At 70.5% G+C, this 13,666-nt stretch carries 1 protein-coding gene (cut by a window edge); it reads left to right on the top strand.

What is annotated here, in order from left to right; translation table 11 throughout:
- Positions 1-13,666: the 3' portion of an amino acid adenylation domain-containing protein gene (locus ACF062_RS36345; RefSeq protein ID WP_392144076.1), read on the top strand. It extends 3,200 nt beyond the left edge of the window; only the last 13,666 of its 16,866 coding nucleotides appear in the window; its start codon lies beyond the left edge, outside the window; its stop codon occupies positions 13,664-13,666.

The following is a 13,666-nucleotide window of genomic DNA, read 5'->3' as shown; positions in this document are numbered from 1 at the left end:
CACGGCCCTTACGCCGGAGATGCTGCCGCTGGTGGATCTGACCGTCGATGAGATCGCGACCGTCGTCGCGACTGTCGACGGTGGCGCGGCCAACGTCGCGGACGTCTACCCATTGGCTCCCCTCCAGGAAGGCCTGCTCTTCCACCACCTCCTCGCCGACGGCGGCGACGACGCGTACGTCATGCCGACTGTGCTCGAGTTCGACGCCCGCGACCGCCTGGACGCCTTCACGGACGCGCTCCAGCAGGTCGTTGATCGCCACGACATCTACCGCACGTCCATCGTATGGAAGGGCCTGCGCGAGCCGGTCCAAGTCGTGTGGCGCGACGTCACCCTGCCCGTCACCGACGTCACCCTCGACCCCGAGGGCGGCGATCCGGTGGAGCAGCTCCTCGCGGCCGGCGGCCTGCGCATGGACCTTGGCGAGGCCCCCCTGATCCGGCTGCATGCCGCGCGGGTCCCCGGCACCGGCCGCTGGCTGGCCCTGCTTCGGGCACACCACGTGGTGCGCGACCACACCGCCCTGGAGATCGTTTTCAACGAGGTGCAGGCGATCCTCGCGGGTCGTGGAGGGGAGCTTACGCAGCCGCTGCCGTTCCGCACCTTCGTCGCCCAGACGCGCGGCGCCGTCGAGCGCTCCGAGCACGAGCGCTACTTCGCCGACCTGCTCGGTGACGTCACCGAGCCCACCGCGCCGTTCGGTGTCGCGGACGTGCGCGGCGACGGCGCCGGAGCCGTACGCGAAGTAGTCCCGTTCGACACGGAGTTGACCGTACGGCTCCGGGAGGTCTCCCGGCGTCTGGGCGCCAGCCCGGCGACAGTCATGCACGTCGCGTGGTCCCGGGTCCTCGCGGCGGTCAGCGGGCGTGAGGACGTGGTCTTCGGCACCGTTCTCTTCGGCCGCATGAACGCGGGCGAGGGCGCGGACCAGGTCCCCGGCCCGTACATGAACACCCTGCCCGTCCGCGTCCGCACGGACTCCTCCGGGGTCCGCGCCGCCGTGTCCGAGATGCGCGGTCAGCTGGCGCAGCTCCTGGAACACGAGCACGCCCCGCTCGTGGTTGCCCAGCGTGCCAGCGGCGTCGTCGGTGACACCCCGCTGTTCACCGCCCTGTTCAACTTCCGGCACAACCCGGGCCGCAGTGCCGAGGAGCGCGCGGACACGCGGCGCCACGAGGGTATGGACGGGATGCGGGCCGTCTTCACCCGGGAGCGCACCAACTTCCCGCTGATGGTCTCGGTCAACGACAACGGCGACCTGTTCACGTTGGCCGTGGACGCGGTGGCGCCGATCGACCCGCGCATGGTGGGCGAGTTCGTGCGCACGGCGGCGCTGAATCTGGTTTCCGCGCTCGAATCGGCCCTGGACGGCGACCACGACGATGACGTGCCGCTCAGCTCGGTCCAGGTTCTGGACGAGGCGGGGCTGCGTCAGGTGTTGACCGAGTGGAACGACTCGGCAGCCGCGCTTCCGGGTGACGCCACGGTGGCGGGGCTGTTCGAGGCGCAGGTGGCGCGGGTGCCGGAGGCGGTGGCTGTTGTCTCGGGTGGTGTGGAGGTTTCGTACGCCGAGCTGGACCGCCGTGCCAGTCAGTTGGCCCGCTATCTGGTTGCTCAGGGTGTGGGCCCGGAGTCGTTGGTGGGTGTGTGTCTGGAGCGTGGTGTCGATGCGGTGGTGGCGCTGCTGGCGGTGCTGAAGTCGGGTGGTGCCTATTTGCCGATCGATGCGGGGTATCCGGCTGAGCGGATCGGATACATGCTTGGCGACGCGGGGCCGGTGGTGGTTCTCGCTTCGACGGACACGGTTGAGGCGGTGCCGTCATCGGATGCGAAGGTCGTGGTCCTGGATGACCTGGAGCTGGCCGGCTTTGAGAGCGGTCCGTTGGGTGTGGGGGTTCGGCCGGAGCATCCGGCGTATGTGATTTATACGTCGGGTTCGACGGGGCGTCCGAAGGGTGTGGTGGTCGAGCACCGGTCGGTGGCGGCGCTGCTGGGCTGGGCTGCCGCGGAGTTCGGCGGTGCGGACTTCTCCCGTGTGCTGGTCTCCACTTCTTTCAACTTCGATGTGTCGGTCTTCGAGCTGTTCGGCCCGTTGGTGTCGGGTGGCAGTGTCGAGGTCGTGGGTGATCTCCTGGCCCTGGCTGATGCGGACACGTCCATCGGTGATGTGAGTCTGGTGAGTGGTGTGCCGTCGGCGTTCGCGCAGATGGTGGCTTCGGGTGAGATTCAGGCTCGTCCCCGGACGGTGGTCCTGGCCGGTGAGGCTCTGACGGCGGATGCGGTGGCTGGTATCCGTACGGCGATTCCGGGGGCGCGGGTCGCGAACATTTACGGTCCGACGGAGGCCACGGTGTATTCCACGGCCTGGTTCGCGGACACTGACGTGGACGGCACCGTGCCGATCGGTCGGCCGATCTCGAACGCCCGTGTCTATGTCCTGGACGGAACTCTTTCTCCGGTGCCGGCGGGTGTTGCTGGTGAGTTGTATATCGCGGGTGCTGGTCTGGCGCGCGGTTATCTGGGTCGTCCGGAGCTGACGGGTGAGCGTTTCGTCGCCGACCCGTTCTCGACCGCTGGTGGTCGTCTGTATCGCACGGGTGATGTGGTGCGCTGGTCGCAGGACGGGCAGGTCGAATACCTGGGCCGTGCGGATGAGCAGGTCAAGGTCCGTGGTTTCCGGATCGAGCTGGGTGAGGTCCAGTCGGCGGTCGCAGCGCACCCGGATGTCACGCAGGCGGTTGTCATCGCCCGCGAGGACACTCCGGGAGACAAGCGCCTGGTTGCCTACGTCGTCCCGGTCGACGGTGTATCGGCTGGTGAACTGCCGTACCGGGTGCTTGAGTTCGTGAGTGATCGGCTGCCGTCGTACATGGTTCCGTCGGCGGTCGTGGTCCTGGACGCGCTGCCGTTGAACGTGAACGGCAAGCTGGACCGCAAAGCCCTGCCCGCCCCCGAGTACGCAACCGGTAGCGGCCGTGGGCCCTCCGACGCCCGCGAGGAGATCCTGTGCTCGGCCTTCGCCGAGGTGCTGGGTCTTGACGGGGTCGGCGTGGACGACGATTTCTTCCGGCTCGGTGGCCACTCCCTCCTTGCGATCCGCCTGGTCGCCCTGCTCCGTACACGCGGTGTCTCCGTCTCGATCAGGGCGCTCTTCGACGCGCCGACCCCGGCCGGTCTCGCCGCCTCGGCGGGCGCCGAGCAGGTGATCGTCCCGGCGAACCTGATTCCGACCGCCGCGACCGCCCTGACCCCCGAGATGCTGCCGCTCGTCGACCTCACGGCTGCCGAGATCGCGGCGGTCGTCGCCACCGTCGACGGCGGTGCGTCCAATGTCGCGGACGTCTACCCGCTGGCCCCCCTCCAGGAAGGCCTGCTCTTCCACCACCTCCTCGCCGACGGTGGTGAGGACACGTACGTCATGCCGACGGTCGTCGAGTTCGACGCCCGCGAGCGGCTCGACGCCTTCATCCAGGCGCTCCAGAGCGTCGTCGACCGCCACGACATCTACCGCACGTCCATCGTGTGGGAGGGCCTGCGTGAGCCGGTCCAGGTGGTGCGGCGGCAGGTGACACTGCCCCTCGAGTTCGTCACCCTGGACGGCGAGGGCGGCGACCCGGTGGAGCAGCTCCTCGCGGCCGGCGGCGGGTCGATGGACCTGGGCCGGGCCCCGCTGATCCGGGTCCACGCGGCCCGCGTCCCCGGCGGGGAAGAGTGGCTGGCGCTGGTGCGAATCCATCACATGGTGCAGGACCACACCGCCTTGGAGGTCATGCTCGCCGAGGTCAACGCGTTCCTCACCGGACGCGACGGCACTCTCGCGGAGCCGCTGCCCTTCCGGAACTTCGTCGCACAGGCCCGCGCCGGAGTGACCACCGGTGAGCACGAGCGGTACTTCGCCGAGCTGCTCGGCGACGTCACCGAGCCCACGGCCCCCTTCGGAATCGTCGACGTCCACGGCGACGGCACGGCCGCGACCCGCGCCCGAGTCGTCTTCGCCGACGGGTTGCACACGCGTCTGCTCGACGTCTCCCGCCGCCTGGGCGCGAGCCCGGCGACCCTGCTGCACCTGGCCTGGGCCCGGGTCCTGGCCGCGGTCAGCGGGCGCGAGGACGTCGTCTTCGGCACTGTCCTGTTCGGCCGCATGAACGCCGGCACGGGCTCCGACCGGGTGCCGGGTCCCTTCCTCAACACGCTCCCCGTCCGCGTGCGGACCGACGCGCTCGGTGTCCTCACCGCCGTGTCCGCGATGCGCGGTCAGCTGGCAGAACTCCTGGAACACGAGCACGCGCCGCTGACGGTGGCGCAGCAGGCCAGTGGGGTGACGGGTGACGCGCCCCTGTTCACCGCGCTGTTCAACTACCGCCACAACAGCGGCGGCGCTACGACCGAGGCGCCCCAGGTCCGAGACGAGCGGCTGGACGGGATCCGGAGGGTCTACTTCGAGGAGCGCACCAATTACCCGCTCATGGTCTCCGTCGACGACAACAGCGACCGGATCTCGCTGGCCGTCCACGCCGTCGCGCCGATCGACCCCGAGACGGTGGGCATCTTCCTGCGCACGACCGCGCAAAACCTGGTCACCGCCCTCGAATCCGCACTGGCGGACGGCTTGGACGTGCCGCTGAGCACGGTTCAGGTCTTGGACGAGACCGAGCGTCGACGGGTGTTGACCGAGTGGAACGACTCGGCAGCCGTGCTTCCGGGTGACGCCACGGTGGCGGGGCTGTTCGAGGCGCAGGTGGCCCGCACTCCGGAAGCGGTGGCTGTGGGTTCCGGGGGCGTCGAGATCTCCTATGCCGAACTGGACCGCCGAGCCAGCCAGTTGGCCCGCTATCTGGTCGCTCAGGGTGTGGGCCCGGAGTCGCTGGTGGGTGTGTGTCTGGAGCGTGGTGTCGATGCGGTGGTGGCGCTGCTGGCCGTCCTGAAAGCCGGGGGCGCGTATCTGCCGATCGATGCCGGGTATCCGGCCGAGCGGGTCGGTTACATGCTTGGCGACGCGGGGCCGGTGGTGGTTCTCGCTTCGACGGACACGGTTGAGGCGGTGCCGTCGACGGGTGCCAAGGTCGTGGTCCTGGATGACCTGGATCTGGCCGGCTTTGAGAGCGGTCCGTTGGGTGTGGGGGTTCGGCCGGAGCATCCGGCGTATGTGATTTATACGTCGGGTTCGACGGGGCGTCCGAAGGGTGTGGTGGTCGAGCACCGGTCGGTGGCGGCGCTGCTGGGCTGGGCTGCGGTGGAGTTCGGTGGTGAGAATTTCCGGCGGGTTTTGGCGTCGACGTCCTTCAACTTCGACGTGTCGGTCTTCGAGCTGTTCGGCCCGCTGGTGTCGGGCGGCAGTGTCGAGGTCGTGGGTGATCTCCTGGCCCTGGCCGATGCGGACACGTCCATCGGTGATGTGAGTCTGGTGAGTGGTGTGCCGTCGGCGTTCGCGCAGATGGTGGCTTCGGGTGAGATTCAGGCTCGTCCCCGGACGGTGGTCCTGGCCGGTGAGGCTCTGACGGCGGATGCGGTGGCTGGTATCCGTACGGCGATTCCGGGGGCGCGGGTTGCGAACATTTACGGTCCGACCGAGGCCACGGTGTATTCCACGGCCTGGTTCGCGGACACCGACGTGGACGGCACCGTGCCGATCGGCCGGCCGATCTCCAACGCCCGCGTCTATGTCCTGGACGGAACTCTTTCTCCGGTGCCGGCGGGTGTTGCTGGTGAGTTGTATATCGCGGGTGCTGGTCTGGCCCGTGGTTATCTGGGCCGTCCGGAGCTGACGGGTGAGCGTTTCGTCGCCGACCCGTTTGCGTCAGACGGCGGTCGTCTGTATCGCACGGGTGATGTGGTGCGCTGGTCGCAGGACGGTCAGGTCGAATACCTGGGCCGTGCGGATGAGCAGGTGAAGGTGCGTGGTTTCCGGATCGAGCTGGGTGAGGTCCAGTCGGTGCTGGCCGGGCATCCGCTGGTCGCCCAGGCCGTCGTGGTTGCCCGTGAGGACGTGCCGGGGGACAAGCGCCTGGTCGCCTACGTCGTACCGGCCGAGGACGGGCTTGCCGAGGAGCTGCCGCGTATTCTGACCGGCCTGGCCAGTGACCGGCTGCCGTCGTACATGGTTCCGTCGGCGGTCGTGGTCCTGGACGCGCTGCCGCTGAACGTGAACGGCAAGCTGGACCGCAACGCCCTGCCTGCCCCGGAATACGCGACCGGAACCAGTGCGCGGGGTCCTGTCACGCTCCAGGAGGAACTGCTGTGCGGGGTCTTCGCACAGGTCCTTGGCCTGGACAGCGTCGGCGTGGATGACGACTTCTTCGCGCTGGGCGGTCACTCCCTGCTCGCGGTGCGTCTGATCAGCCGGGTCCGTACCGTCCTGGGTGTCGAGGTTCCGCTGCGGGCCCTGTTCGAGACTCCCACGGTCGCCGGTCTCGCCGCCGGCCTGGCCGGCGCCGGTCAGGCCCGGCTCGCCCTGACGGCCGGTGAACGCCCGGAACGCATCCCCCTCTCCTTCGCCCAACAACGCCTCTGGTTCATCAGCCAGTTGGAAGGTGCCAACGCCACCTACAACAGCCCGATCGCCCTGCGGCTGTCCGGGGAGGTCGACAGGGAGGCTCTCAATGCGGCCCTGCGAGACGTCATCGGGCGGCATGAGGTCCTGCGGACCGTTTTTGGGGTCGCGGACGGCGAGCCGTACCAGAGCGTGCGCGAACTCGACGAGCTCGACTGGGAACTGAACTTCGCCCTGGTCGACGCGGCTGAGCTGGAGGAAGCGGTCACCGGGGCCGCGCGGTACGCCTTTGACCTCTCCGCCGAGGTGCCGATCCGGGCCACCCTTTTCGAGACCCCCGAGGACGAGCGTGTCCTTGTCGTCCTCGTCCACCACATCGCCAGTGACGGCTGGTCGCGGGCGCCCCTGGCCCGGGACTTCTCCGCGGCCTACGCGGCTCGTGTCGAGGGCCGGGCTCCCGAGTGGGAGCCGCTGCCGGTCCAGTACGCCGACTACGCGCTCTGGCAGCGCGAGCTGCTCGGCGACGAGACCGACCCCCACAGCGTCATCGCCCAGCAACTCGCGTACTGGAAGCAGGCGTTGGAAGGGTCGCCGGAAGAGCTGGAACTGCCCGTCGACCGGTCCCGCCCGGCCGTCGCCTCGCACCTGGGGCACAGCGTCGCGCTCGACGTTCCCGCCGAAGTGCACGCACGCCTCGCGGGGCTGGCGCGGGCCGAGGGCGTGACCATGTTCATGGTCCTCCAGGCCGCCCTGGCCATCCTGCTCTCGAAGCTGGGTGCCGGCACCGACGTCCCGATCGGCTCGGCGCATGCGGGCCGTGGCGACGAGGCGCTGGACGATCTGGTCGGCTGCTTCGTCAACACGCAGGTGCTGCGGGCGGACCTCTCGGGTGACCCGGCCTTCACCGAACTGCTCGCCAGGGTGCGGGAAGCGGGTCTGTCCGGCTTCGCCCACCAGGACGTGCCGTTCGAGCGGCTCGTCGAGGAGCTGGCCCCGACTCGCTCCATGGCTCGCCACCCGCTCTTCCAGGTCGTCCTGACGAAGCAGAACACCGTGAGCGCCGGTCTCGACGCGCTGGCGACGCCCGTCGTGTGGACCGGGGGCATGTCCACCGGCACCCGGGCGGCGAAGTTCGACCTCGACGTGATGGTCGGGGAGACGTACGACGCCGAGGGCGCCCCGGCGGGCCTGCGCGGCTCGGTCACGGTCGCCGCCGACCTGTTCGACCCGGAGTGGGCCGAGCGGATCGCCCGGTCCTGGGTGCGCGTGCTCGACCTGCTCGGCGACAACCCGCAGACCCGCCTCAGCGGCGTCCCTGCGCTCGACGAGGTGGAGCGCCACCGGGTGCTGATCGGCTGGAACGACACGGCCACCCACGATGAGGCCGCCGTCGTGCACGAACTGTTCGAACAGCAGGTGACCCGCGCCCCCGAGGCCACCGCGCTCATCAGCGAAGGCACGAAGACTTCCTACGGGGAGTTGGACGCGCGGGCGAACCGGATCGCGCACTACCTGATCGGCCAGGGAATCGGCCCCGAGACCGTGGTGGGTCTGTGCCTGCCGCGTGGCACCGACATGATCGCGGCGATCTTGGGTGTGTGGAAGGCGGGCGCGGCGTATCTGCCGATCGATCCTGTGCAGCCGACGGACCGGATCGCGTTCATGCTGCGTGACAGTCGTGCGGCGTTGGCGCTGACGACGGAGGAGATCCTGGACGAGTTGCCGGCGGGCCGTTCGCGTCTGGTGGCGATCGATGACACGTTTGTGGAGATGCAGCTTGCGGCGGCTTCGACGGAGCGTCCTGGCAGGGTTGTTGATGTGCGGTCGCTCGCGTATGTGATCTATACGTCGGGTTCGACCGGTCAGCCCAAGGGTGTGGCTGTGACGCACGGCGGAGTCGCCAACTATGTGGCTGCCGTTCCCGGGCGGGTCGGTTTCGGCGCCCAGGGCGCGCGGTATGCGCTGCTCCAGGCGCAGGCGACGGATCTGGGCAACACGGTGGTCTTCGCCAGCCTCGCGTCCGGCGGTGAGCTGCACATCCTGGACGAGGGTGCGGTCACCGACCCGCAGGCGGTGTCCGCGTACCTGGCCGAGCACCGGATCGACCACTTCAAGGCCGTCCCTTCCCACCTTGCCGCGCTCTCCGCGGCCGGTGGAGTGGAAGGCGTCCTGCCGAGGAAGTCCCTCGTGCTGGGCGGCGAGGCCGCCTCCCCGGCCTGGCTGCGGGAGCTGCTGGCCGCTGCGGGCGAGTGCGAGGTCCACAACCATTACGGGCCGACCGAGACGACGATCGGTGTCGCGACTGCCCGTCTGACCGTCGACATGGTCGCCGGGGAGAGGGCTCCGGTCGGCAGCCCGATCGCCAACACCCGCTTCTATGTCCTGGACGAGCGGCTCAGGCCGGTCGCGCAGGGCGTCGCCGGCGAGTTGTACGTCTCCGGAGCGCAACTGGCCCGCGGCTACGTCGGGCGCGAGAGCCTGACGGCCGAGCGTTTCGTGGCCAGCCCCTTCGAGCCGGGCGGGCGGATGTACCGCACGGGTGACCGGGCCAAGTGGACGGCGGACGGCCAGGTGGTCTTCCTCGGCCGTGCCGACGACCAGGTGAAGATCCGCGGTTACCGCATCGAGCCCGGCGAGGTCCAGGGCGTCCTGACCGGCCACCCGCTGGTCGACCAGGCCGCCGTGATCGCCCGCGAGGACACCCCGGGCGACCGGCGACTCGTCGCCTACGTCGTTGCCGACGACCTGGAGCCGCAGGAGAAGGGCCAACTGGGGCCGGCCCTGCGTGAATTCGCGGGGCAGCGGCTGCCGGAGCACATGGTGCCGTCGGTGGTCGTCGTCCTGGACGGGCTGCCGCTGACCGGCAACGGCAAGCTGGACCGCAAGGCTCTGCCCGCGCCGGACTACTCGTCGGCACTGGCCTCCGGTGGGCGCCGGGCGGTCACGTTGCAGGAGGAGATCCTGTGTCTGGCCTTCGCCGAGGTCCTCGGTCTTGCCGAGGTCGGCGTCGATGACGACTTCTTCGAGCTGGGCGGTCACTCTCTCCTGGCGGTGCGCCTGGTCAGCCGGATCCGCTCCGTCCTCGGCGTCGAGATCGAGATACGGGCGCTCTTCGAGTCCCCGACCGTCGCGGGTCTGGTGGAGCGGCTGGCGGGTGCCCGTGCGGCACGGATCGCGCTGACGGCCATGGAACGGCCCGAGCGGCTCCCGCTCTCCTACGGACAGCGGCGGCTCTGGATCATCAACCAGATGGACGGGCCGAGCCCCACCTACAACATCCCGGTGGCCGCCCGGCTCGCCGGAGCGGTGGACGTCGACGCGATGGGAGCGGCCCTCCGCGACCTGCTCGCGCGCCACGAGGTGCTGCGCACTGTCTTCTGCGTCGCCGACGGCGAGCCGTACCAGCGGATCCTCGACATCGACACGCTGGACTGGGAGCTGACCGTCGCCGATGTCGAGCCGGACGGCCTGGCCGAGGCGGTCGCCGGGGCGAAGGCGTACACCTTCGACCTCGCCGCCGAACCCCCCGTCCGCGCCTGGCTGTTCAGGGCCGGACCCGAAGAGCACGTACTGGTCGTCGTGGTCCACCACATCGCCGGCGACGGCTGGTCGTGGGCGCCGCTCGCCCGCGATGTGTCCACCGCCTACGAGGCCCGCAGAGCGGGTCGCGCGCCCCAGTGGGAGCCGCTGCCGGTCCAGTACGCGGACTACGCGCTGTGGCAGCGCGAGGTGCTCGGCGACAGCCAGGACCCCGAGAGCCTGCTCTCGCAGCAGGTCGCCTACTGGCGCGGGACGCTGGCGGGGGTGCCCGAGGAGCTGGGACTGCCGTTCGACCGGACGCGTCCGGCGATCGCTTCGCACCGGGGCCACCGGGTGCCGCTGGACGTCCCAGCGGACGTCCACGCCAGGCTGGCGCAGGTAGCGCGAGCCGAGGGCGTGACGATGTTCATGGTGCTGCACGGCGCTCTGTCCGTCCTGCTCTCCCGCATCGGCGCGGGCACCGACATCCCGATCGGCTCCGCGATCGCGGGCCGCACGGACGAGGCCCTCGACGACCTGATCGGCTACTTCGTCAACACGTTCGTCCTCCGTACCGACCTCGCCGGGGACCCGACGTTCCGGGAGGTCCTCGAACGCGTACGGGAAGCGGGACTCGGCGCGTTCGCCCACCCGGACGTGCCCTTCGAGCGACTGGTCGAGGAGCTGGCCCCGGCCCGTTCCATGGCCCGCCACCCGCTGTTCCAGGTCATGCTGCTCCTACAGAACAACGAGCAGGCCGTGCTCGACCTGGAGGGCGTGGACGCACGGCGAGGGGCCCCCGCGGCCCGGTCCGCCGGGGCCTCCGCCGAGGCGGTCGTGAAGTTCGACCTGGACGTCAGCGTCACCGAGCTGTACGACGCCGAGGGCGCCCCGGCCGGCATGCGCGGCTCGCTCGTCGCCGCGGCCGACCTGTTCGACCCGGAGTCGGTCGAGCGGATCGCCGAGCGGCTGAGCCGGGTACTCGCGGCGCTCGCCGCCGACCCGGGGGTCCGCCTCGGCGAAGTGGACGTCCTCGGCGAGGGCGAGCGGACGCGGATGCTCACCGAATGGAACGCGACCGAGGCCGAGGTGCCGGACGCGACGGTCGTCGAGCTGTTCGAGGCGCAGGCCGCCCGCACGCCCGACGCGGTCGCCCTCGTCCACGGCGGCATGGAGCTGACCTACGCCGAACTGGACGCCCGGGCCAACCGGCTCGCGCGCCACCTCGCCGGCCGGGGCATCGGTCCGGAGACGGTCGTCGCGGCGGTCTTCGAGCGCACGGTGGACCTGGTGGTCGCCCTGCTCGGCGTGATCAAGTCGGGTGCGGCGTACCTGCCGATCGACCCGGCCTATCCCGCCGACCGGATCGCGTACGTCATCGCCGACTCCGGCGCGGTGAGCGTGCTCACCAGCGAGGAGCTGGACGCCCGCCCGGCGGAGGCCGGGCAGCGCCCGCAGGCTCCCGTGATCCTGCTGGACAGCGCGGAGGTCACCGAGGTGCTCGCGGGCCTCGCGGACGGGCCGCTGACCGACGGCGAGCGCACGGCGGCGCTGCGGCCGGAGCACCCGATGTGGGTCATCTACACCTCGGGATCCACCGGGCGTCCCAAGGGAGTCATCGTCGAGCACCGCGCGATCGTGAACTTCCTGAGCGCGATGCAGGACCGGTTCGCGCTCGGCGCGGACGACCGGCTCCTGGCGGTCAGCACCCACGGCTGCGACATGGCCGGCTTCGAGTTCTACCTGCCGTTCCTCAACGGGGCGTCCATGGTGCTCGCCTCGCAGGAGCAGGTGCTCGACCCGTGGGCGCTGCGCTCCCTGATCCGTACCACTGGCGCCAATATCGTCCACGCGACGCCGAGCCTGTGGCGCGGCCTGATCGCCGACGCCGACGACCCGGTCGACTGGGCGGGGGTGCGCGCCATGATCGGCGCGGAGGCGCTGCCGAGCGACCTGGCCCGCACGCTCCTCGCCAGGACGCCCACGCTGACCAACCTGTACGGCCCGACCGAGACCACCGTCTGGTCGACCGCCGCGGAGTTGGCGGGGGAGGGCGCCGACGCGATGTCGATCGGCGGTCCGATCGGCAACACGCAGGTGTACGTGCTCGACGAGGCCCTCGCCCCGGTTCCGCCGGGTGTGGCGGGTGAGCTGTACATCGGTGGCAAGAGCGTCGCCCGCGGCTACCTGGGGCGCCCGGACCTCACGGCCGGCCGCTTCGTGGCCGGCCCGTTCGGGGAGCCGGGGGCGCGGATGTACCGCACCGGTGACGTGGTGCGGTGGACCGCCGACGGGGACCTCCACTACGTGGGGCGCTCCGACGACCAGGTCAAGATCCGGGGCTTCCGGGTCGAACTGGGGGAGATCGAGGCCGCGTTGGCATCGCACCCCTCGGTCGGCCAGGCCGTCGCCCTGGTCCGCGAGGACACCCCGGGCGACCAGCGCCTGGTGGTGTACGTGGTGCCGAACCGGGCGGCTGCCGAGGGGGAGGAGCCCGAGTCGGCGGCGGACCGGATCGCCCGCGAGGCGCGGGGCCTGGCCCAGGACCGGCTGCCCGGCTACATGGTGCCGTCGGCGGTGGTCGCCATCGACCGGCTGCCGCTGATGCCGAACGGCAAGTTGGACCGCAAGGCCCTTCCCGTCCCGCAGGGCGGCGTGGTGGACGAGGCGGCCAACTGGGCGGTGACCTCGTTCGAGGATCACATGTGCGAGGCGTTCGCGCAGGTCCTCGGCCGCCCCGACGTGGGCGTCGACGACGACTTCTTCGCGCTCGGCGGCCACTCGCTGCTCGCGGTGAGGCTGGTGGAGGCGCTGCGGGAGCGGGGCGTGACGATCGCGGTGCGGGACCTGTTCGCTGCTCCGAGCGTCGGCGAGCTGATGAAGCGGATGAGCCTGTCATCGATCCGCGACGCGCTCGGGGTGCTGCTGCCGATCCGGGAGCAGGGCAGCGAGCCGCCGTTCTTCTTCATCCACCCCGCGGGCGGCCTGAGCTGGTGCTACATGCCGATGGCACGGCATGTACCGGCGGAGATCCCGCTGTACGGTCTGCAGTCCCGTGGCCTGGACGGCACCTCCGAATTCGCCTCCTCCGTACCGGAGATGGCCATGGACTACATCGAGCGGATCCGCTCGGTGCAGGCCAGCGGCCCCTACCGGCTGCTCGGCTGGTCCTACGGAGGGGCGGTTGCCCACGAGATGGCCGTCCAGTTGCAGGCGGCGGGTGACGAGGTCTCGGCGCTTGTCATCCTCGACCAGTACCCGTGGCAGCGTCGGGACGGCGGTGCCGTCGACCACGCCGACGAGAGCGAGGTCGACCTGGACGCCAAGGTCGACCGACTCATCGAGGTCGTACGCCGGGAGGCGGGAGGCGCCCTCGGGTCGGCCACCGAGGAGGAGTACCGGACGTTCGCCAGGATCCTGCAGAACCACCGCACGATCCGGGCCGGCCACGTGCACGGGCGCTTCGACGGAGACGCCCTGCTGGTCGTGGCCGAGCAGAGCAAGCCGGAGGGCATGGCCACCGAGGAGCTCTGGAAGCCCTACATCACGGGTGAGATCACGCAGGCCGGTGTCCCGTGCACCCACTACGAGATGGCCGATCCCGAGACGCTGGCCGACGTGTGGACCGCGGTGGCCGCCTGGCTGGCCGAGCGGTAG

This window comes from Streptomyces sp. NPDC015345 (genome assembly GCF_043078805.1).
GTDB lineage: Bacteria > Actinomycetota > Actinomycetes > Streptomycetales > Streptomycetaceae > Streptomyces.
Note: the sequence above shows the minus strand (reverse complement) of the source record. Positions and strands in the feature narration are given on the sequence as shown.